The organism is Streptomyces sp. NBC_01314, assembly GCF_041435215.1.
Taxonomy (GTDB): Bacteria; Actinomycetota; Actinomycetes; order Streptomycetales; family Streptomycetaceae; genus Streptomyces.
In genome coordinates this window covers 10041108-10061750 of sequence record NZ_CP108394.1, presented here as the reverse complement: position 1 = coordinate 10061750, position 20643 = coordinate 10041108, and the positions used below count along the sequence as shown (strand labels likewise).

General features: G+C 72.5%; 17 protein-coding genes. 9 read left to right on the top strand and 8 right to left on the bottom strand.

What is annotated here, in order from left to right; genetic code table 11:
* The first annotated feature begins 69 nt into the window (after positions 1–69).
* Positions 70–255: a DUF1272 domain-containing protein gene (locus tag OG622_RS44245; RefSeq protein WP_371582640.1), complete on the top strand. Its 186-nt coding sequence runs from the start codon at positions 70–72 to the stop codon at positions 253–255.
* Positions 256–314: 59 nt separating this feature from the next.
* Here the strand turns inward: OG622_RS44245 and OG622_RS44240 are convergent, their stop codons facing one another.
* A complete protein-coding gene (locus OG622_RS44240; RefSeq protein WP_371582638.1) occupies positions 315–1772 on the bottom strand; it encodes a ketol-acid reductoisomerase in 1458 nt (485 codons plus the stop codon).
* A 90-nt stretch (positions 1773–1862) separates the two neighbouring features.
* Between OG622_RS44240 and ilvY the strand changes: the two genes are divergently transcribed.
* From ilvY to OG622_RS44220, 4 genes are all read left to right on the top strand, one after another.
* Positions 1863–2723, top strand: a complete 861-nt coding sequence (ilvY, locus tag OG622_RS44235) for an HTH-type transcriptional activator IlvY (protein WP_371582637.1) — start codon at positions 1863–1865, stop codon at positions 2721–2723.
* Between the two features lie 170 nt (positions 2724–2893).
* On the top strand, positions 2894–5608 hold the full coding sequence (locus OG622_RS44230; RefSeq protein ID WP_371582636.1) for a YfhO family protein: 2715 nt from the start codon (positions 2894–2896) through the stop codon (positions 5606–5608).
* A 21-nt stretch (positions 5609–5629) separates the two neighbouring features.
* Positions 5630–6607 carry a glycosyltransferase family 2 protein gene (locus tag OG622_RS44225; protein ID WP_371582634.1) on the top strand — a complete coding sequence of 326 codons (978 nt, stop codon included), beginning with the start codon at positions 5630–5632 and terminating at the stop codon, positions 6605–6607.
* Between the two features lie 44 nt (positions 6608–6651).
* Positions 6652–7041, top strand: coding sequence for a GtrA family protein (locus OG622_RS44220; protein WP_371584414.1), 390 nt, complete (start codon positions 6652–6654; stop codon positions 7039–7041).
* Positions 7042–7047: 6 nt separating this feature from the next.
* Here OG622_RS44220 and OG622_RS44215 read toward each other — a convergent pair whose 3' ends face one another.
* The gene (locus tag OG622_RS44215; RefSeq protein WP_371582633.1) at positions 7048–8298 is read right to left on the bottom strand and encodes an ROK family protein; all 1251 of its coding nucleotides are present in this window, start codon (positions 8296–8298) and stop codon (positions 7048–7050) included.
* Between the two features lie 52 nt (positions 8299–8350).
* Positions 8351–9007: an alpha-ketoglutarate-dependent dioxygenase AlkB gene (locus tag OG622_RS44210; RefSeq protein ID WP_371582631.1), complete on the bottom strand. Its 657-nt coding sequence runs from the start codon at positions 9005–9007 to the stop codon at positions 8351–8353.
* A 67-nt stretch (positions 9008–9074) separates the two neighbouring features.
* Between OG622_RS44210 and OG622_RS44205 the strand changes: the two genes are divergently transcribed.
* Positions 9075–10235, top strand: coding sequence for a methyltransferase (locus OG622_RS44205; RefSeq protein WP_371582629.1), 1161 nt, complete (start codon positions 9075–9077; stop codon positions 10233–10235).
* Here OG622_RS44205 and OG622_RS44200 read toward each other — a convergent pair.
* From OG622_RS44200 to OG622_RS44185, 4 genes are all read right to left on the bottom strand, one after another.
* On the bottom strand, positions 10222–11019 hold the full coding sequence (locus tag OG622_RS44200) for a helix-turn-helix domain-containing protein (RefSeq protein ID WP_371582627.1): 798 nt from the start codon (positions 11017–11019) through the stop codon (positions 10222–10224). The two genes, OG622_RS44205 and OG622_RS44200, sit on opposite strands and share 14 nt — an antisense overlap.
* A gap of 182 nt (positions 11020–11201) precedes the next feature.
* Complete coding sequence (locus OG622_RS44195) at positions 11202–12074, bottom strand: ketose-bisphosphate aldolase (RefSeq protein WP_371582625.1); 873 nt, start codon at positions 12072–12074, stop codon at positions 11202–11204.
* Positions 12075–12087: 13 nt separating this feature from the next.
* Positions 12088–12978 (bottom strand): SIS domain-containing protein, encoded by an 891-nt coding sequence (locus OG622_RS44190; RefSeq protein WP_371582623.1) that lies wholly within the window; start codon positions 12976–12978, stop codon positions 12088–12090.
* A 155-nt stretch (positions 12979–13133) separates the two neighbouring features.
* Positions 13134–14138 (bottom strand): Lrp/AsnC family transcriptional regulator, encoded by a 1005-nt coding sequence (locus OG622_RS44185; protein ID WP_371582622.1) that lies wholly within the window; start codon positions 14136–14138, stop codon positions 13134–13136.
* A gap of 208 nt (positions 14139–14346) precedes the next feature.
* On the opposite strand from OG622_RS44185, the gene OG622_RS44180 reads away from it, so the two are divergent.
* Complete coding sequence (locus OG622_RS44180) at positions 14347–15678, top strand: Nramp family divalent metal transporter (RefSeq protein WP_371582621.1); 1332 nt, start codon at positions 14347–14349, stop codon at positions 15676–15678.
* Positions 15675–17177: an amidase gene (locus OG622_RS44175; protein WP_371582619.1), complete on the top strand. Its 1503-nt coding sequence runs from the start codon at positions 15675–15677 to the stop codon at positions 17175–17177. Before OG622_RS44180 ends, OG622_RS44175 begins: the two co-directional genes overlap by 4 nt.
* Positions 17178–17214: 37 nt before the next feature.
* Here OG622_RS44175 and OG622_RS44170 read toward each other — a convergent pair whose 3' ends face one another.
* Entirely contained in the window at positions 17215–18183 is a 969-nt protein-coding gene (locus tag OG622_RS44170; RefSeq protein WP_371582617.1) for a hypothetical protein, read from the bottom strand.
* Between the two features lie 194 nt (positions 18184–18377).
* Here OG622_RS44170 and OG622_RS44165 point away from each other — a divergent pair, with 194 nt between their 5' ends.
* Entirely contained in the window at positions 18378–20639 is a 2262-nt protein-coding gene (locus OG622_RS44165; protein ID WP_371582615.1) for a heavy metal translocating P-type ATPase, read from the top strand.
* Positions 20640–20643: the final 4 nt, after the last annotated feature.

Sequence of the window (20643 nt, the reverse complement as noted above, 5' to 3'; positions counted from 1 at the left end):
GGCCACGCGTGCGGTGTCGAGGATGGGAAGTGACAGGTCACAGCACCCGATCAGAGGAAGGTCCCGCACATGGCACTGGAAATGCGCGACCGCTGCGAGCGCTGTGGGACGACGACCCTGCCCGCCGACGCCTCCGCCCGCATCTGCTCGTACGAGTGCACGTTCTGTGTGCCCTGCGGCGAGGCCATGCACGAGATCTGTCCCAACTGCGGCGGGGAGTTGGTGGCCAGGCCCCGACGCAGGATTGCCGCGTAACCCCCGGCAGCCAGGCGACGGACGTCACGGGCCACGGGCCACGCGTCACGCGTCACGCGTCAGGTCACAGAGATGTCCACCGACGGCCGGAGCTTCGCCGCCGCGGCCAGGGCCTCATGGACGGGATGTGTGTCGAAGGACGCCACCAGGGCCTCGTCGGCGGGGTGTTCGGCGGCCGGATAGGCGATCTGCTCGTAGGCGGCCTGGAAGCGGGGGCCCCAGCGGCGGGCGCCGAGGCGGGCCGTGCGGGAACAGTTGTCGACCATGTACGCGACGTCGCGGGCGTGCATGTAGGGCAGGAGGGAGTCGACGGCCTCGATGACGGACTCGTTGACGATCTCCGACCAGGGGTGGCCGCGGTCGGCGAACTCGTCGATCTGCGCGGTCATGGTGGCGACGAAGACGCCGGCGGTGAACGGGTCCACGGGCAGGTCGCGTTCGCCCCGGCGGGCGTGCGCCCGGTCGCTGACGGACCACATCGGTGAACCGCCGATCCCGCTCATCGGGCGGGCCCCGAGACGGCGTTCGGCCAGGATGACGCTGCGCAGTTCGGTGCCGTCGGCGACCTCGTCGTAGATCTCCGCGACGATCTCACGGGCCGGTCCGTACGTGGCCGTGCAGGCGCGGTCGAAGACGTCCCGGCCGGCGGTGTCGAGACCCTCGCGCACCGCGCGGAGGCCGGCGTGGGAGATGGTGCGGGCGATCGGGCCGGTGATGTTCTCGCAGGAGCGCTGGTACGCGGTCACCTCGTCGTCCCCGGCGAGCCGGTAGCGGGTGTACAGGCTCTCGACGATGCCGTGGACGGCGCCGAGCAGGATGGCGCGCTCGCCGACGATGTCGGAGAGGTACTCGCTCTCCAGGGTGGTGCGGAAGGTGTACGGGGAGCCGAGGGCGACCGACCAGGCGAGAGCGCGGTCGGTCGCGTTGCCGTCGGGGTCGGCGTGGACGGCGTAACTGCTGTTGATCCCGGCGCCGTTGATCTCGGCGCCCTGCTCGTAGAGGCGGCGGACCGAGTCGCCCATGCCCTTCGGGCAGACGGCGATGACGCCGTGGCCGGGCGGGAAGTCGCCGCCGGTCTCGCGGAGGTGGCCGAGGAGGAAGCCGTGGGAGAGGCCGATGGTGGCGCCGGGCTTCAGGACGGCGAAGATCTCCCGGTGGTGGGCGGCGAGGGCCGCGTCCGCGATCAGGAGGACGACGAGGTCGCTCTCGGCGGTGACGGCGAGCCAGTCGCCGAGGGTGCCGTCCGTCTCGGTGAAGCCGTGGGCGCGGGCGTCGGCGGCCGAGGCGGAGCCGGGGCGCAGTCCGACGGTGACGGCGATGTCGGTGCCGGAGAGCGAGTCGCGCAGATTGCGGGCCTGGGCCCTGCCCTGCGGTCCCCAGCCGATGACTCCGATGCGGCGCACCCCGGCGAAGGCCCGAGGCAGCAGCGGGAAGAGGTGGCGTCCGCCGCGCAGGACGGTCTCGGTGCCGCCGGGCACGTCCATGGTTTCGAGGGCGAAGACAGTGGAGGTGGTCATGGAGGAGTTGTAGGGTCCGGGCGAGTGTTGCGGCAAGCGCAACCTTTGCAGCGGGGTGTTGCGGAAAATGAAAGAGCCAGGTGGGTGTGTATGCGGGACGATCATCGCGAGCTGCGGCTGTTCCTTCATCTGGCCCGGACGCTGAACTTCGGCCGGACCAGCATGGACTGCCATGTCAGCCCGGCGACGCTGACCCGTACCGTGCAGCGGCTGGAGTCCGACCTCGGGCACCGGCTCCTCGACCGGGGGCCGAGGGGCGTCTCCCTGACGGCCGAGGGGCACCGCTTCCGTGAATACGCCGTGGGGGCGCTTGAGTTGTGGCGCGCGTACCGCGAGGAGCACCCGGACCCGGCCGAACTGACCGGGCGGCTGGCCGTGTTCGCGACGGTGACCGCGTGTCAGGCGCTGCTGCCGGATCTGTTGACGCCCTTCCGTACGGCCCATCCGCAGGTCCGCCTCGATCTGCGTACGGGTGACGCCGCGGCGGCGCTGGCGCGACTGGACGAGGGCGAGGCGGACGTGGCGGTCGCGGGCATCCCGGCGCGGCTGCCGGAGTCGCTGGTGAGCCGGACCGTGGCGACGACGGATCTGGTGTTCGTCACCGCGCGCGACCGCCCGGACCCCGGCCTGGACGGCCCCTTCGTCCTCCCCCACCGCGGTCCGGTCCGAGACGCCGCCGACCGCTGGTTCCGCTCGCGCGGCGGCGCACCCGACCTGGCGGCCGAACCGGAGGGCCACGAGGCGCTGTTGACCCTCGTCGCGCTGGGCTGCGGCACCGGTGTGGTCCCCCGGCTGGTGCTCGATCACAGCGCCGTACGCGACCGGCTCACGGCGATTTTCTCCGACACGCCGCCGGAGCCGTTCCCGATCGGGCTGTGCGTGCGCCGGGCGGATCTGCGGCGGCCACAGGTGGCGGCGCTGTGGAGCCTCACGGCGGAGTTCACCTTCTGATCACCCCGGAGACAACTCGCGTATCCGCGAAAGCAATTGCCCATTTCCCGCACCCCACGGTATGCGGAATTATTGTTTTCACTTTTCGTCTGCGGCACAACCATCGTCGAGCGGTGAGCCTCTAATTCGGCGAATCGACGCAGCGCGGGGAATAGCGGGGTACTGAGAAAATGAAGTGGGTCGCTCAACGGCCGCAGGGAAAAGCCGCTCTGTTCGCCGCCGCGTTCACCGTCGTCGTGCTCTGCACCGCCGATGTCGTGGCCGGCAGTCACCCCTTCGGGCCGCGCACCCGGAGCGTCAACGACCTCGGCAACCAGTACGTGCCGTTCCATGCGCATCTGTGGGACCTGCTGCACGGCAGGACCGACGGCGAGCTGTTCGTCAACTGGCGGTCCGGGTTCGGATCCAGCTTCCTGCCCGACCTCGGCACGTACGTCAGCAGCCCGTTCGCCCTGCTCGTGGCGGTGTTCCCGAGGGACGGGATCGATCTCGCGGTGTACGCGGTCACGCTGCTGAAGGTGGCGTCGGCTGCCGCCGCGATGGCCTGGCTGCTGCTCGCGCTGCGTCCCGGCCGCTGGTGGGCGGCGGGGCTGCTCGGCTCGTCGTACGCGCTGTGCGGCTGGACCCTGGCGGACGCGGTCTACAACCCCATGTGGCTCGACGGCCTGGTCTTCCTGCCGCTGTTGTGCCTGGTCGGTGAATGGGCGCGGCGGGGGCGACGCCCGTTCCTGGGTGTGCTGATCGTGGCGCTCGCCTGGATCGCCAACTTCTACACCGCGTACATGGCCACCCTGGCCGCCGCCCTGGTGCTGCTGCTCCGGCTGTGGCTCGGCGACCTCTCCCGTCGTCAGCGGCTCAGGGCGGCGGCCCGCGCGGCCATGATCACGGTCCTCGGCATGGGCCTGGCCGCGCCGCTGGTGACGGTCGTGTACTTCGGCACCCGGCACTCCTATCCGGGCCGGGTCCGGCAGTTCGCGCCGGCCCCCACCGAGGACCTGCTCGCCCGGCTGTTGCCGGGGACGTACGGCTACGGGACGCCGGCCGTGTTCGTGGGCACGACCGCGCTGCTGCTCGCGCTCGCCCTGCCCTTCCACCGGGCCGCCCCCGGGCGGGTGCGCGCCGGGTGGACGCTGCTGGTGACGGCCGTGGCCCTGTCGATGCAGTGGGGGCCGACGCATCTGCTCTGGCACGCCTTCGCCACCCCGCAGGGGAGCTCGTACCGCCAGGCGTTCGTGCTCTGCGCGCTGCTGGTGATCGCTGCCTGGCACACCCTGTCGTACGGCGTTCCCGGCCCGCGCGCGCTGGGCGCGGCGGGTGCGCTGCTGGCGGTGGTGATCGCCCTGGCGAGCGGCAGCGAGCGGACGCTGCATGCCTTCAGTGTCCCGCTCGCCCTGCTCGCCGCCGCCGGCGCGCTGGGCGGCCTGATCCTGCTCGGGGTCAAGGTCGGGGTCGGGGTCGGGCGAGAGAACGGCCGACGGCTCGCGGTTCTCGCCGCGGCGCTGCTCGTGTGCACGCAGTTCGGCGAGGCCGCCGTCACCTCCGCCGCCGACACCCGGCTGCGGCTCGGGCACATGGACGACTACGCGCCGTGGGGCGCGCGGCAGCGGGACCAGGCCGAGGCGATCTCCAAGGCGGACGGCTGGCCCCGCTACCGGACCGACCCGGGCCGGGAGCAGACCGTCGGCAACGACCCGCTGCTGGTGGGCGGGCAGGGCGCCCAGTACTACAGCAGCCTCACCTCCGACGTGCTCAGCCGGACGCTCACCGCCCTCGGGGACGGCTGGACCTCGCGGGGCCGGAGCGTGCAGAGCCTGGACAACGCCGTCACGGACGCGATCTTCTCCGTCGGCGCCCGGGTGCACTCCCCGCCGGACCCCCACCAGAACTGGTTCCCGCAGGACGGCGGCGGGGTGACCGTGACCCGGCAGGACGTGCCGCCGCTGGTGACGGTACGGCCGCACACCGACCGGGCCGAGGGCCGTACGGGCCTCTCCGCCGTCGGGCCGTCCCCGTACCGCAACCAGGAACTGCTGCTGGGCTCGCGGGTGTACACCGTGCCCCGGTTCACCGTGCGCACCGCCGCCGGGAAACCGCCGTCCCCCAGCGACGACGGACGGCCGGGTGTGCGGGTGGGCCCGCTGCCCTACGCGAGCGCGCCGCACAAGCCGACGATCACGGGTGGTTGCCCGGCAGGATCCGAGCTGTACCTGTGGGCTCCGCACCTTTCGGGCACCGCGCGGCTCACCGACGGCGCCGGCTCCGGCTCCGGCTCCGGCTCCGGCTCCGGCTCCGGCGAGGGGCTGACCGGGCGGTTCCGGTCCGATCAGCCGGTCACCAAGATCGCCCCGATGCAGCGGCTGGGCACGGTCGGGGGCTCCGGGCGGTTCCGGATAGTGCTGTCGCCGGACAAGACCGGTCTCGTCCCGGACGGCGCGGTCGGCTGCCTGGACACCGCGCGGCTGCGCACCGCCGTCGAGGGGCTGAAAGCCACCGGCGCCACCGGCGTGAGCGTGTCCGACGGGACCATCCGGGCCGAACTCCCCGCCCACAGCACGGGGACAGCGATCGTCGCGGCGCCCCGGATCTCCGGTTGGCGCTGTGCCACCGACGACGATCCCCCCGTACCCGCCCAGGACTACTACGGGCTGATCGCCATACCGCTGCACGGCTCCGCGAGCAGCGTGACCTGCACGTTCCATCCGCCGGGGCTTCGCCTGGGCACGGCGGTCGGGGCCGTCTCGCTCACCGCCGTGCTCCTGATCGGGGTGACGGGCCCGCTGCGCCGTCGTCGGGCCCGGTCGGCGCTCGGGCCCGCACCTCTGGCCACCACTCGGCCCACGCCCGACGACCGGACCGCACACGAGCGCATGACCACCGCTCTTTGACCGTACTCCTGGGGGAGAACCATGCTCATCTCGATCGTCGCACCCTGCTACAACGAGGAAGCCGTCGTCGCGCGCTTCCACGAAGAGATCCAGAAGGTCGCGGAGGAACTGCTTCCGCTCGGCCACGACATGGAGTTCGTCTACGTCGACGACGGCAGCCGTGACCGGACCCTCGCTGCCCTGAAGCGGCTGGCCGAGTTCGACGCGCGCGTGCGGTACGTCTCGTTCAGCCGCAACTTCGGCAAGGAGGCGGCGCTGCTCGCGGGTCTGCGGCACGCCTCGGGCGACTCCGTGATCGTCATGGACGCCGATCTGCAGCATCCGCCGGAACTGATCCGCCGCATGGTCGGCCTGCGCGAACAGGGCTACGACCAGGTCATCGCCCGCCGCACCCGGACCGGTGACGGCCTTCTGCGCACCGCCACCGCCCGCCTGTACTACCGGCTGGTCAACCGTCTTGTCGACGTGGAACTCGCCGACGGCGTGGGCGACTTCCGGCTGCTGTCCCGCCGGGTGGTGGACGCGGTCCTGGACCTGACCGAGTACAACCGTTTCTCCAAGGGCCTCTTCGCCTGGGTCGGCTTCCCGGGCACGACCTTCGAGTACGAGAACGCCGTGCGCGAACACGGCCGCAGCTCCTGGAGCTTCCGGTCGCTGCTCAACTACGGACTCGACGGGCTCCTCTCCTTCAACAACCGGCCGCTGCGGGCCGCCCTCTACCTCGGTCTGGGCCTGCTGGTGTGCGCGGGGCTCTACACGGCGTGGATCGTGGGCGCCGCGCTCGTCAACGGCGTGGAGACACCGGGCTATGTCACCATCGTCATGGCCGTCACCGCCCTCGCCGGCGTACAGATGATCATGCTCGGGGTGATCGGGGAGTACACCGGCCGGATCTACTACGAGGTGAAGGGGCGCCCGCACTTCCTGGTGAAGGCGACCAATGTGGAGCAGACGGAGGGGCACGCGGCGTGCGGCACGACGAAGAACCTCATTCGCTGATGCGGATCGCGACGCGTACGGAGACCCTCCCCGAGGCCCGCCCGATGCCGGAGCTCCGCATATCGGGACAGATCATGGCCTTCGCCCTGGTCGGGGTGGTCAACACCGCGACCTACTACGGCCTTTATCTGTTGTTCCTCAAAGGGCTTCCCTACCTTGCCGCACATGTTCTCGCGTTCGCGCTGAGCATGACGGGTTCCTTTTTCCTGAACGCGAGATTCACTTACCGCACCCGTCCGACCTGGCGTAAATTCCTGTTGTTTCCGATGACCAATGCCACCAATTTTCTGATAACGACGGCGGGCGTGTATGTGATCGTGGGCATCCTGCACGTGGGCAACCGGTTCGCCCCCCTGCTCGCGTCGGGCGCGGCGATTCCGGTGACGTTCATGGTCTCCCGCACGATCATGCTGCGGGGGCCCCGCCCGCGCTGAACGTCGTCAGACCAGCGCGCCCAGCGGGTCGTCGAGCACCGGCTGCCACGCCAGTTCGGCTGCCCCGACCAGGCTGTTGTGATCCAGCGTGCAGGCCAGGATCGGGGCGACCCCGCTCTGCCGTCCCCACAGGCTGCGGTCGGCGACGACGGCGCGCAGCCGGTCGGGGTCGGCGTCGAGGAGGGCGCGGTGCATGCCGCCGAGGATGATGCGGTCGGGGTTGAGGATGTTGACCAGGCCCGCCAGCCCCAGGCCAAGGCGGTCGATGATGGCCTCGGCCGCCGTACGGACGCCCGGGTCGGCGTACCGGGTGCGGATCAGCTCGTTGGCCTGCTGGAGCAGTGAGCCCTCGTCGGGCCCCGGGTCGCGGCCGACGGCGCTGAGGAAGGCCCGCGGGTCGGCCTCGACGTCGAGACAGCCGCGGCTGCCACAGTGGCAGGGGCGGCCCTCGGGGTTGACGGTGAGGTGGCCGACTTCGAGGGCGAGGCCCGAACTGCCCGTGTGCAGACGGCCGTCGAGGACCAGCGCGCCGCCGACGCCCCGGTGCCCGGTCGCCACGCACAACAGATCGCGGGAGCCCCGCCCTGCGCCGTGCCGGTGTTCGGCGAGGGCGGCGAGGTTGACGTCGTTGGCCGCGAACGCGGGCCCCTCGATGCCGGCCGCGCGGACCCGCTCGGCGAAGATCTCCCGGACGGGTGCCCCGGCCGGCCAGGCCAGGTGCAGCGGGTTCAGCGCCAGCCCCGCCGGTTCGGCGACCGCGGACGGCACGGCGAGTCCCGCGCCGACACACCGCCGGCCGGTCTCGCGCAGCAGGGCGGCGCCCGCGTCGACGACCGAGCCGAGCACCTTCGCCGGGTCGGCGTCCACGATCTCGCAGGCCGGCGCGGTGGCGACGATCCGTCCGCCGAGGCCGACCAGCGCCGCCCGCCAGCCGTCGGCGTGCACCTGGGCGGCGAGCGCGACGGGCCCCTCCTCGGCGACTTCGAGGCGGTGTGAGGGCCGGCCCTGCGAACCGGCGGCGGCGCCCGGGTGCGCGTCGACCCTGATCAGCCCCAACGCCTCCAGCTCGGCGGCTACGGCCCCCGCCGTGGCCCGGGTGACACCCAGTTCGGCGGTGAGCACGGCCCTCGTCGGTGCCCGCCCCGTGTGCACCAGCTCCAGCGCCGGACCGAGCGCGCCCCTCCCCCGGTCCAGCCGAGTGCGAGTCGTCGTCGGTGTCCCTTCGCCCGCCGCCTTGGGGGCCGCCTTCCCGTCCATGAGGGGGAGTCTCCCATGATCCGCTCGGCATCGGGCCCCCGCCCGGCGAGCCTCAGCCGTCGCCGAAGCCGCTGACCCGCAGGGTGACGTTCAGCCGGCCGGTCAGCCCCAGCGCGGCCGGCGCGGTCCCCCCGTACACCCGGGGCACCCCGTGGTACGCCTGCCGTGCCGCCCCGCCGAACACGAAGAGATCACCACTGCGCAGGTCCACGTCCGTATAGGGCCGCGCCCGTGTCCGCGTGTTACCGAAGCGGAAGACACAGGTGTCGCCGAGGCTCAACGACACGACCGGCGCGTCCGACTTCTCGTCGCTGTCACGGTGCATACCCATGCGGGCGTCGGCGTCGTAGAAGTTGATCAGGGCGATGTCGTACGCGGCCGTCGCCTGCGTCGCGCCCAGCGCGTCCGCGACCGCGCGCCGGCCCAGCTCGCCCAGCCAGGCGGGGAAGGGCTTCACGGGCGCGCCGTCGCCGTCGACGACCGTGCAGGCGTAGGCGTACGGATACCAGTGCCGGCCGAGGCAGACCTGCCGGGCGGTCATCGTGCCGCCGCCCGGCGTGCGGACCGTGCGGAGCCCGGCGGGAGGTGCGGCCCACTCGCGGCAGGCCTCCAGGAGTCGCCGCTGCTGGTCCGCGTCCAGCCAGTCCGGGACATGGACGGCGCCGGACGCGATCTCCGTACGGCCGCGGGGGAACAGCTCGGCGTCCATGGAGTCATCATCCCGCACGGTCACCCGGAGAGGGGCGTGAGCCGGCCTCGGTTAGCCTGGGCACACGATGAGCGACCGTATGACCGCGCCCTGGGGCGAGTACACCCTGGCCCGCTTCCCCGCGGACCTCCGTGACCAGCTGCGCGCCTGGGACGCGTCCGACGCGTATCTGCTGCGCCATCTCGCGGAGAGCGGGACACCGTTGCACGGGACGGTCGTGGTCGTCGGTGACCGCTGGGGTGCGCTGACCACCGCGCTGGCCGCGCACGGGCCGACGCAGATCACCGACTCGTTCCTGAGCCGGGAGGCGACGCGGGCGAACCTGGAGCGGGGCGGCGTCGAGGCGGACACGGTACGGCTCCTCACCACCCGGGACACGCCCCCGGACCGTGTCGACGTGCTGCTCGTCCGGGTCCCCAAGAGCCTCGCGCTCCTGGAGGACCAGCTGCACCGGCTCGCGCCCGCCGTGCACGAGGGCACGGTCGTGGTCGGCACCGGGATGGTCAAGGAGATCCACACCTCCACGCTCAAGCTCTTCGAACGGATCCTCGGCCCGACCCGCACTTCCCTCGCCAGGCAGAAGGCTCGGCTGATCCTCTGCACCCCGGATACGAGGATTCTCGCGGCGCGGGGCACCGATCCATGGCCGCACACCTATCGACTGCCGGACGACATCGGTCTGTTGGCCGGACGGGCCGTCGTCAACCACGCGGGCGTGTTCTGTGCCGACCGGCTCGACATCGGCACCCGGTTCTTCCTGCGGCACCTGCCGAAGGACCCGGGCGGCGGGCGGGTCGTCGATCTGGGGTGCGGCAACGGCGTGGTCGGTACGGCGGTCGCGCTGGCCGATCCGGACGCCGAGGTGGTGTTCGTCGACGAGTCGTACCAGGCGGTGGCCTCGGCGGAGGCGACGTACCGGGCGAACCGGCCGGACGCCGACGGGAAGGCCGAGTTCCGGGTCGGCGACGGGCTGGAGGCGTGCGAGCCGGCGAGTGCCGATCTCGTCCTCAACAACCCGCCGTTCCACTCCCACCAGGCGACGACCGACGCCACGGCCAGGCGGATGTTCACCGGGGCGCGGCGGACGCTGCGGCCGGGCGGTGAGCTGTGGGTGGTCGGCAATCGCCATCTGGCCTATCACGTGACGCTGCGGCGGATCTTCGGCAACAGTGAAGTCGTCGCGAGCGACGCCAAGTTCGTGGTGCTGAAGGCGGTCAGGCGGGGTTAGCGGCTCCTGCCGGGAACGTGGCCCCTCGCAGGGCCCGCGGTGAGGCGCCCAGCTCTCGGCGGCAGGCCTTGTTGAAGGCGTGGAGGTCGGGGATGCCGACGGAGGCGGCCACGGCGGGGATGGAGAGGGTCGTGGCGCGGAGCAGATGGTGGGCGCGTTCGAGTCTGCGGCGGCGGATGTAGGCGACGACCGTGCCTCCCGTCTCGGCGTGGAACAGCCGGGTCAGGTGGTTGTGGGAGACGCCGGCCACGCGGGCCACCTCCGGGATGGCGAGCGGGGCGGCCAGATGGGCTTCGATGTGGGCGATGGCGGTGGTGACCGCCGGGTGCGGGCCGGGGCCCGCCGTGGCGGGCGGCGTCAGATGGGCGACGCGCCACAGGGCGGTCCAGATCTCGGCCCGGGTACGGTCGGGCTCGCTCGGGGCGGCGGCCACCGCCTGGACCAACAGACCGGTGAGTGCGGGGAGTTCGGGGCCCGCGTCCTGCACGAGGGGAATTGTGCGGGGCGGTCCGGCCGGGGCGATGCGCAGATGGGCGAAGAGGTGTTCGGAGCGGCCCCGGTAGCGGTAGCGGACCGTGATGCCGGGCGGTACGAGGCTGACCCGGCCGGGGCGGATGGTGTGGGCCGTGCCGTCGATGGTCAGTTCGGCCTCGTACTGGTAGAGGTGCAGCTGCCACAGCTCCGGCAGCCGGAACACGTCCGTGCGGCTCGCGACGCCGTGCACGCCGACACCGATGAGGGCGACGTCCGGCGGCGCACCGAGGTGGATCTCCGTCTCCCGCATGACCGGAAAATACCAGTGACGGGCGTCACACTCAGGTCCCGGGCCTCGCGCTGCGCAAGGCGGTCACATTCCCACGCGGAACGGGCCCGTACGGACTGACACCCGGGCCCGTACGGGCTGTGCCACACGGGCTCGTACGGGCTGCGTGCCACACGGCCCGTGCGCGCGGCTCTGGAGGCTGTCTACACGGACGGAACGGCCTCCTCCGTCCGCAGGACGCGGATGAGGCGGGCCACCGTGTCCGCCATCGCCGCCCGGCCCGCCGCGAGGTACGTGCGCGGGTCCACCACCTCGGGGCGGGCGGTGAGATAGTCCCGGACCGCGCCGGTCAGGGCGATGTTGAGCGCGGTGCCGATATTGACCTTGGCGATGCCGCCCGTGACGGCCGCCCGCAGTTCGCCGTCCGGGACGCCGGAGGAGCCGTGCAGGACGAGGGGGACGTCCAGGGCGCCGGCCAGCCGTTTCAGGAGGGCGTGGTCGAGGGCCGCGGTCCGGGTGGTCATCGCGTGCGCGCTGCCGATGGCGACGGCGAGCGCGTCCACACCCGAATCGGCCACGAAGGCCCGCGCCTCGTCGGGGTCGGTACGCGCTCCGGGCGCGTGCGCGTCGAGCGGGGGCCCTCCGCCCTTGCCGCCGACCTGCCCCAACTCCGCCTCGATCCAAAGCCCTTGGTCGTGCGCCCACTGCACGGCGGCATGCGTCGCGGCGAGGTTGTCCAGGTAGGGCAGGCGTGAGGCGTCGTACATCACGGAGCTGAACCCGGCGTCGGCGGCCCGGCGCAGCAGGTCGTCGCTCTGCACATGGTCGAGGTGGAGCGCGACCGGCACGGCCGCCCGCTCGGCGGCGGCGGACGCGGCGCGGGCCAGCGGGAGCGGGTCCCCGTCGTGGAACCCGACCGCGTTCTCGCTGACCTGGAGGACGACCGGCGCGGCGGCGGTCTCGGCGCCCGCGACGACCGCCTCGACGTGCTCCAGGGTGATGACGTTGAACGCGGCCACCGCGGAGTGCGCGGTGGCTGCCCCGGTGATCAGTTCACCGGTCGTCGTGAGCGGCACAACTCCTCCTGGTTCAAAGGTCGTTCGAGTCGAGGATCACCGAGCGTGTGAGGTGGCGCGGCCGGTCGGGGTCGAGGCCGCGGGCGGCGGCCACGGCGACGGCGAGCCGCTGGGCGCGGACCAGTTCGGCGAGCGGATCGAGCCCGCCGGCCACCCACTCCGCGCCGGTCGCCCGCACCTGTTCGGCCAGCCCCTCGGGGGCCTCGCCGAGCATCCAGGTCGCCGTGGACCGGGTGGTGACGCTGATCGGACCGTGCCGGTACTCCATCGCCGGGTAGGCCTCGCTCCACGCCAGCGCGGCCTCGCGCATCTTCAGCGCGGCCTCGTGGGCGAGGCCCACGGTCCAGCCCCGGCCGAGGAAGGTGAACTGGGTGGCACCGACCAGCCCTTCGGGCAGTGGTGCCTCCAGCGCGGTGCGCGCGTCGGCGGCGGCCGCCTCGGTGTGCCGGCCGACATGGGCACGGAGCAGGGTGAGGGCGGTGGTGGCGAAACGGGTCTGGACGACGGACTTCTCGTCGGCGAAACCCAGGACGACGACGTCTTCCGCCGTGGCCGTCACCGGGGTGTCCGGATCGGCGGTGATCGCCGTCGTACGGGTACGGCCCCGCAGCGCGCCCAGCAGTTCCAGCACCTCGGTGGTGGTGCCGGAGCGGGTGAGGGCGACGACGTGGTCGTAGGCCCGTCCCCGGGGGAACTCCGAGGCCGCGAAGGCGTCCGTCTCTCCCTGACCGGCCCCCTCGCGCAGCGCGGCGGCGGCTTGCGCCATGAAGTACGACGTCCCGCAGCCGACGAGCGCCACCCGCTCCCCCCGCGCGGGCAGAGCCCCGGCGTGTTCCCCCGCCTCGGCGGCGACGCGGGCCCAGCACTCGGGCTGGCTGTTCAGCTCGTCCTCGACGTGCGTCATGCGGTCACCCTCCCCAGGAGCCACAGAACTCATGCTTGTTTCTGCAAGATATAGCCACCTTTCGAGCATATTCAAGCAGGAGGGGTGGAGCGGTCGTGTCCGTCATGGGGGCTCGGGAGGTGTCGCGCCCGTCCTGGCGCCCGGGAGGTGTCGTGTCAGTCCTGTAGCCAGGGGGCCAGCAGGCCGCCCCGCTTCAGGGTGGTGAGGACGAGGGCGACGTCGATCGACGCCACCTCTCGGAGCCAGGAGGAGCGGGTGACGAAGTCGTGGAGAGCGGTCTCGTCGGGGAACGCGGTGAGGATGAGCAGTTGGCGTTCGCCGGTGACGAAGCTGGTGTAGCGGACGTGGGCGGACTCGGCGAGGGCCGTCGTCACGGAGTCCACCTTGGCGGGGGGTGTGCGGGCCCAGAGGACGGCCTCGACCGGCAGTCCGAGCACGGCGGGTTCGATCACGGCACGGATGCGGACCTTGCCCTCACGCCGTAACGCGCCGAGGCGGCGTCTCGCGGTGGCCTCCGACACGCCCGAGACGCGCGCGAGTTCGTCGTAGGTGCGGCGTCCGTCCTCGGCGAGGGCGTGCAGCAACAGCCGGTCGGCGCGGGAGAGTTCGGGGGATGTTCGGCCGTCCGGCAGGGGGTCCGTGATCGGCGGCGACGGGGTGTCGGAGCAGTCCTCGCCCTTCAGTGCGGCGATCTCGGCGTCGGTGAGGAGGCCCGCGTGCCACTCCCGGATCGTGCGGACGTGGCGCAGCACCGGAAGGGTGCGGGTCTCCACCACTCCTGGCAGGCCCGCGAGTTCGTCCAGTACGAGGCCCGCCAGCCGTTCGCGGGGCCAGCGCAGTTCCGCGAGGCAGTCGGGGGTGCCGGTGAGGACATGGGCGAAGACGCAGTCGGGCCGGCGGGCCAGCGCGGTGGCGGTGACCCGGGCCCGGCCGGGGGCGCAGCGGACGCCGACCACCACACTGCGGCCGCGCATCGTCATCGCCCCGATCCGCACCAGGCCGGCCTCCAGCAGCCGGGTGCCCCGGCGGACGACGGTCCGTTCGGGCTCGCCGAGGGCCGCCGCGATGCGGTGCCAGGCGGCCCGGCCGTCGATCTGCAGCGCGCTGATGATGCGCCGGTCCAGCGAATCCGTCACGGGGCCGGTCTGCGGTGCGTCCATCGGCCCCAGCCTATGGCGGATTCCGTCAACTCCGCAGGGGTTCTTGTTCCCTTCCGTCGCCGTGGCCCAGCCTGCCGTGAAGTGGAATCGCATGGTCCCGCACGGTCTCCCCGCCGTGCGGGCGCGCGCCCACCGTCCCCCTCGGCCCCACCGCCCCCCGTTCGGCCCGCATGAACCCATGGCTCCCGTGACTCCCCGATGAACGGAGATGGTCGACGTGACCGTGACTCCCGGCAGTCCCCCACGTTCCCCGGCCGCCGACTCCACCGCGCCGGCGCCGCTCCTGCCCGCCGGCGCCCGGCGCGGCCGGTGGGCACTCCTCGGTCCCGGGCTGGTGCTGGCCGCCGCGAGCGTGGGCGCGGGCGACATGGTGACGTCGCTCGCGGGAGCCGCCGGGTACGGGATGGCGCTGATGTGGGCCATCGTCATCGGTGTCGTCCTGAAGTACGCGCTCACCGAGGCGGTGGGCCGCCTGTACCTGGCCACCGGGCAGACCGTGATCGCGAGCCTGAAGTCGGCCGCCCGCTGGCTTCCGGCGGCGTTCATGCTCTTCGTCCTGGTGATCGGCCTGCTGTACGGGGCGGCACTCAGCTCGGTGGCGTCCCTGGCGCTGTCCACACTGTTCCCCGTACTGCCGGTCAGACCCGTCGGCGTGGTGATCGCGCTGGCGGCGGCCACGCTCGTGTACGTCGGGCGGTACACGGTGTTCGAGCGGGTGATGAGCGTCTTCATGCTCGCCAAGTTCCTCGGCATGGCCGTCCTGGCGGTGGCCACGCTCGTCACCGCCGACGATCTGCCCGGCCTGCTGGGCACCCTGCGCCCGAGGCTGCCGGAAGGTGACGTGGTGACGGTACTGGCACTGGTCGGCGGGGTGGGCGGGACGGCCGGGATCGCCTCGTACAGCTACTGGGTGCGGGAGAAGGGCTGGGCGGACCGGAGCCGGTTGGGGATCGTGCGGGCGGACTCGGCGGTGAGTTACGGCCTGACCCTGCTGTTCGTACTGTGCACGACGGTGGTGGGCACGGGGCTGCTGTACGGCACGGGCGGGAGCATCACCGGGAGCGACGGCCTGGCCGCGCTCGCCGATCCGCTCGGCGCCGATCTGGGGTCGGTGGCGCGGGTGCTGTTCCTGGGGACGTTCTTCCTGGTGACCCTGAGCGCGCTCGTCGGCGGTTTCAACGGCCTGTGCTACCTGCTCGCCGACTCGCTGCGGGCGCTGCGGGGCATCCCGGACGCCGAGGCGGAGCCCCACATCGCGCAGAACGGCCGCCCGTTCCGCCTGTTCGTCCTCTACTGCGCCGTCACCGCGGTCGCCGTCACCTTCCTGGGCCGCCCGGTGTCCCTCGTCCTCACCTACGCCGCCGTCGGCTCGCTGATCCTGCCGTTGCTCGCGGGCGCCCTGCTGGTGCTGCTCAACCGCCGCAGCGTGGAGCCGGCTCTTCGCAACAGGATCACCTCGAACGTACTGCTGGGCGGGTCCTTCGTGCTCTTCGGAATCCTCGCGGCCGTCCAGCTCAATAACTCCCTGGGAGGGGCGTGAACCACCTCGTGAACGATCTCGTCGACCACCCCGCGCGATACCCCGTGAACCCGACGGGCGACGCGGACGAGACCGACGACCTGTGTTTTCGGACCGCGTACGAACTCTCCGTCGCGCTGGCGCGCCGCGAGCTGTCCGCGCGGGAGGTGGTGACGGCCCACCTGAAGCGGATCGAGCGGGTCAATCCGGCGGTGAACGCGATCGTGACGCTCGTGGCCGACCGGGCGCTGGAGCAGGCGGCCGAGGCGGACGACCGGATGGCGGCCGGGGAGCCGGTGGGCCCTCTGCACGGGCTGCCCGTCGCGCACAAGGACCTGCACGACACGGCGGGTATCCGGACGACGTCCGGCTCGCCCATCTTCGCCGACCGGGTGCCCGACCGTGACCATCTGGTCGTCGAACGACTGCGGAAGGCGGGGGCGATCACCCTCGGCAAGACCAACGTCCCCGAACTGGGCCTGGGTTCGCACACCGTCAACCCCGTCTTCGGGGCCACCCGCAACCCGTACGACCTGTCCCGCAGCGCGGGCGGCAGCAGCGGAGGGGCGGGGGCGGCCCTCGCCTGCGGGATGCAGCCCATCGCCGACGGCAGCGACACCGGCGGCTCCCTGCGCAACCCCGCCTCCTTCAACAACGTCGTCGGTCTGCGCCCCTCTCCGGGCCGGGTGCCGTCCTGGCCCGACAAGGCTCCGTGGGGCCAGCTGTCGGTGAAGGGGCCGATGGCCCGGACCGTGGCGGACGTCGCCCTGGCCCTGTCCGTGCTGGCCGGTCCCGATCCCCGCGACCCACGCTCCCTGCAGACGCCCGGTTCCACTTTCGCCTGGCAACTCGACGGCGGGCTACGGGGGTTGCGGGTGGCCTGGTCCCCCGATCTCGGCGGGCGGGTGCCCGTCGATCCGGAGGTACGGGACGCGCTGGGCCCGGCGGTCGAGGCGTTCTCCGCGCTGGGCTGGGACGTCGAGGAGGCCTGCCCGGACCTCTCCGGCGCGGACGAGGTGTTCCTCGCCCAGCGCGCCTGGCAGGTGGAGCTCACGTACGGGCCGCTGCTGGACGAGCACCGCGACCGGCTGGCCCCGGACGTGATCTGGAACATCGAGGAGGGCCGCAGGCTCGGCGGACCCGACCTGGGGCGGGCGCAGGCGCTGCACGGCGCCCTCTTCCACCGGGTCCGCGAGTTCTTCGGGCGGTACGACCTGCTGTTGCTGCCGGTCAGTCAGGTCGTCCCCTTCGCCATCGACCTGGCGTACCCGACGGTCGTCGACGGCACCCCCATGGAGACCTATCTCGACTGGATGCGCTCGGCGTACCTGATCTCCGTCACGGGCTGCCCCGCCCTGTCCGTCCCGGCCGGGTTCACCCCGGAGGGCCTGCCGGTCGGGCTGCAGATCGTGGGCCCGCACCGGCGGGACTGGTCGGTCCTGAGGGCCGGCCACGCCTTCGAACGGGCGACGCGGTTCGGCGAGCGGCGACCGCCGGTGGTGATGGCCGACGGCGTGTAGGTCCCGGCAGGTAGGTGCGGGGGCGTGTCGCCGCTTCTCAGTGGGAGTGGCCGGTCGAGGTCTCGTGCGGCTCCTCCGGTGTGGCCGCCGCGCCCGTCCGGACCGTGAACGCGGCCGTGTGGACCTTGCCCTCGTGCTTGAAGTCGAGGAACAGGCGGTAGGCGCCGGCGCTGGGCGCGGTGGCCGTGAAGGAGACGTCCGGGCCGGGTGCGGTCCTGCCGTCGCCGGGTTCACCGTGGGGATGTACGTGCAGGTAGGCGAGGTCGCCGGAGCGCAGGGCGACCAGGTGGCCGTACGCGCCGAGGTAGGGCTGGAGGTCGGTGACGGGCCTGCCGTCGCGGGAGACCTTCAGCTTGAGTTCGCTCGCGACGCCCGGGCGCAGGCCACCGGTCAGCTCGACCTCGTAGCCGTTGACCTCGGCGGTGTCGCTCTGCGCCGGGAGCTTTTCCGGTTTGTACGTGCCCGAGGCCGCGAGGTCGGCGCCGAGCGTGAGGTTCTCGGCGTCCTTCCCGGCGGGGGTGAAGTCGGCGAAGACGCGGTAGTCGCCCGCCCCGGGCAGGTCGACGGGGGTGCTCCAGGTGCCGTCGGCGGCGCGGGTGGGGTGCAGATGGCGGTAGGTGACCAGGTCGCGTGAGGCGACGATGAGGTGGAGTTCCTTGTCGTGCTCGCGCTGGAACGCGGTGACGGCGCGGCCGTCCTCGTCCCGGATGACGAAGCGCAGGTCGGCGCGGTGTCCGGCGGTGACACCCGAGGTCCGGAGGTCGAGCGTGTAGCCGCCCTCGGAGATCCGCAGTCCGCCGGCCGGGGCCGCCGCCTGCCCGCCCTCGCTCTCTCCGGGATCCGGTGACTCCTCCTCGGTATGGCTGTCGTGGCGGGCGGGCGCGCTCTCCGCGCTCTCCGGGGTGTCCGAGACGACGGGGCCGACGCCCTTGCCCACGCCGTAGGCGGTGCCGAACGTCGCGGCCAGGGCGGCGGCGAACGCGGTGATCCTCAGTCCGGTGTTCATGGCCGTCTCCTTCGGGGGTTCGGGTCCTACACACAGCTCACCATACCCCTAGGGGGTATGCAGTCAAGCGGTGCGGAGCGATTTGCCGCCGATACCCTATGGGGGTATACAGGGACTGTACGCGAGGATACCCCCACCCCGTATCAGTCCGGCAAGCCGCCCGGCAAGCCGCCCACGATGTACGAGGAGCAGCCATGACCATCACCAGGACCGGCCCCGCCGCCGAGGTGGAGCTCTCCATCGGCGGTATGACCTGTGCCTCCTGCGCGGCCCGCGTCGAGAAGAAGCTGAACCGCATGGACGGCGTCACGGCCACGGTCAACTACGCCACCGAGAAGGCGAAGGTCAGCCACACCGATGACGTCTCGGTGCGGGACCTGATCGCCACCGTCGAGGCGACGGGCTACACGGCGCGGGAGCCGGCGCCACCCGCACGGTCCGAGCCCGAGAGCACGGGCGAGGCGGTGGACGACGAGTCGCTGCGGCTCCGGCAGCGGCTGATCACAGCGGTGGTCCTCGCCGTCCCCGTGATCGCGATGGCCATGATCCCCGCGCTGCAGTTCGAGTACTGGCAGTGGCTGTCCCTGACGCTGGCGGCGCCGGTGGTGACGTACGCCGGGTGGCCCTTCCACCGCGCCGCCTGGAAGAACGCCCGGCACGGTGCCGCCACCATGGACACCCTGATCTCCGTCGGCACCCTGGCCGCGTTCGGCTGGTCGCTGTGGGCGCTGTTCCTCGGGACGGCGGGCACAGCGGGCATGACGCACCCCTTCGAGCTGACCGTCGTCCGGGGCGACGGCGCCGGGAGCATCTATCTGGAGGCCGCGGCCGGGGTGACCGCCTTCATCCTCGCCGGGCGCTACTTCGAGGCCCGCTCCAAGCGGAAGGCGGGCGCGGCGCTGCGGGCACTGCTGGAGCTGGGCGCGAAGGACGTCACCGTCCTCACGCGGGACGGCCGCGAACGGACGCTCCCCATCGGTGAGTTGCGGGTCGGCGACCGCTTCCTCGTGCGGCCCGGCGAGAAGATCGCCACCGACGGGACGGTCGTCGAGGGCTCGTCCGCAGTGGACGCGTCCATGCTCACCGGCGAGTCCGTGCCCCTGGAGGTCGTGGCCGGCGATCCGGTCACCGGTGCCACCGTCAACGCCGGCGGCCGTCTCGTCGTCGAGGCCGGCCGGATCGGCGCCGACACCCAACTGGCCCGGATGGCGAAGCTGGTGGAGGACGCACAGAACGGGAAGGCCGCTGCCCAACGGCTCGCCGACCGGATCTCCGCCGTCTTCGTGCCGATCGTGATCGCCCTCGCCCTGGGCACGCTCGGCTTCTGGCTCGGCAACGGCGCCGGGCCCACGGCCGCGTTCACCGCCGCCGTCGCCGTACTGATCATCGCCTGCCCCTGCGCCCTGGGGCTCGCCACACCGACCGCGCTGCTGGTCGGCACCGGGCGCGGCGCCCAACTGGGCATCCTGATCAAGGGCCCGGAGGTACTGGAGTCCACGCGCAAGGTCGACACCGTCGTCCTGGACAAGACCGGCACCATCACCACCGGCCGGATGACCCTGCTGGCCGTACACCCCGCCGCCGGCACCCACGAGGCCGAAGTCCTGCGGCTGGCGGGCGCGTTGGAGCACGCCTCCGAACACCCGGTCGCCCGCGCCGTCGCCGAGGGTGCGCTGACGCGGCTCGGCTCCCTGCCCGCACCGGAGGACTTCGCGAACGTACCCGGCCTCGGGGTGCGGGGGATCGTCGACGGCCACGCGGTCCTCGTCGGCCGCGAACGGCTCCTCGCCGACTGGGCCATGGAACTGCCGGAGCGCCTGGCACGGACGCGGGCCGAGGCCGAGGCGTCCGGCCGTACCGCCATCGTGGTCGCCTGGGACGGCGAGGCCCGCGCGGTGCTCGAAGTCGCCGACGCGGTGAAGGAGACCAGCGCGGAGGCGGTCACCCGGCTGCGCGCGCTCGGCCTCACCCCGATCCTGCTGACCGGGGACAACAGGGCCGTGGCCGAGTCCGTCGCGCGTGAGGTGGGTATCGCGGTCGAGGACGTGATCGCGGAGGTGCTGCCGCAGGACAAGGTCGACGTGGTCAAGCGGCTGCAGGTGGAGGGCCGTTCGGTCGCGATGGTCGGTGACGGCGTCAACGACGCGGCCGCGCTCGCGCAGGCCGACCTGGGGCTGGCGATGGGCACGGGCACGGACGCCGCGATCCAGGCCGGCGACCTGACCCTCGTACGGGGTGATCTGCGCGTGGCAGCCGACGCCATCCGCCTCGCCCGCCGGACCCTCGGCACCATCCGGTCCAACCTGTTCTGGGCCTTCGCCTACAACGTGGCCGCTGTGCCGCTCGCGGCGGCGGGCCTCCTCAACCCGATGATCGCCGGGGCGGCCATGGCCTTCTCCTCGGTCTTCGTCGTCGGCAACTCCCTGCGCCTACGGACGTTCCGCGCGGCCGGCTGAATCA

Bases quoted from the DNA above. Each gene is read 5' to 3' on its own strand.
- OG622_RS44245 (WP_371582640.1), top strand. From the start codon at position 70: ATGGCACTGGAAATGCGCGACCGCTGCGAGCGCTGTGGGACGACGACC.
- OG622_RS44240 (WP_371582638.1), bottom strand. From the start codon at position 1,772: ATGACCACCTCCACTGTCTTCGCCCTCGAAACCATGGACGTGCCCGGC.
- ilvY (WP_371582637.1), top strand. From the start codon at position 1,863: ATGCGGGACGATCATCGCGAGCTGCGGCTGTTCCTTCATCTGGCCCGG.
- OG622_RS44230 (WP_371582636.1), top strand. From the start codon at position 2,894: ATGAAGTGGGTCGCTCAACGGCCGCAGGGAAAAGCCGCTCTGTTCGCC.
- OG622_RS44225 (WP_371582634.1), top strand. From the start codon at position 5,630: ATGCTCATCTCGATCGTCGCACCCTGCTACAACGAGGAAGCCGTCGTC.
- OG622_RS44220 (WP_371584414.1), top strand. From the start codon at position 6,652: ATGCCGGAGCTCCGCATATCGGGACAGATCATGGCCTTCGCCCTGGTC.
- OG622_RS44215 (WP_371582633.1), bottom strand. From the start codon at position 8,298: ATGGACGGGAAGGCGGCCCCCAAGGCGGCGGGCGAAGGGACACCGACG.
- OG622_RS44210 (WP_371582631.1), bottom strand. From the start codon at position 9,007: ATGGACGCCGAGCTGTTCCCCCGCGGCCGTACGGAGATCGCGTCCGGC.
- OG622_RS44205 (WP_371582629.1), top strand. From the start codon at position 9,075: ATGAGCGACCGTATGACCGCGCCCTGGGGCGAGTACACCCTGGCCCGC.
- OG622_RS44200 (WP_371582627.1), bottom strand. From the start codon at position 11,019: ATGCGGGAGACGGAGATCCACCTCGGTGCGCCGCCGGACGTCGCCCTC.
- OG622_RS44190 (WP_371582623.1), bottom strand. From the start codon at position 12,978: ATGACGCACGTCGAGGACGAGCTGAACAGCCAGCCCGAGTGCTGGGCC.
- OG622_RS44185 (WP_371582622.1), bottom strand. From the start codon at position 14,138: ATGGACGCACCGCAGACCGGCCCCGTGACGGATTCGCTGGACCGGCGC.
- OG622_RS44180 (WP_371582621.1), top strand. From the start codon at position 14,347: ATGGTCGACGTGACCGTGACTCCCGGCAGTCCCCCACGTTCCCCGGCC.
- OG622_RS44170 (WP_371582617.1), bottom strand. From the start codon at position 18,183: ATGAACACCGGACTGAGGATCACCGCGTTCGCCGCCGCCCTGGCCGCG.
- OG622_RS44165 (WP_371582615.1), top strand. From the start codon at position 18,378: ATGACCATCACCAGGACCGGCCCCGCCGCCGAGGTGGAGCTCTCCATC.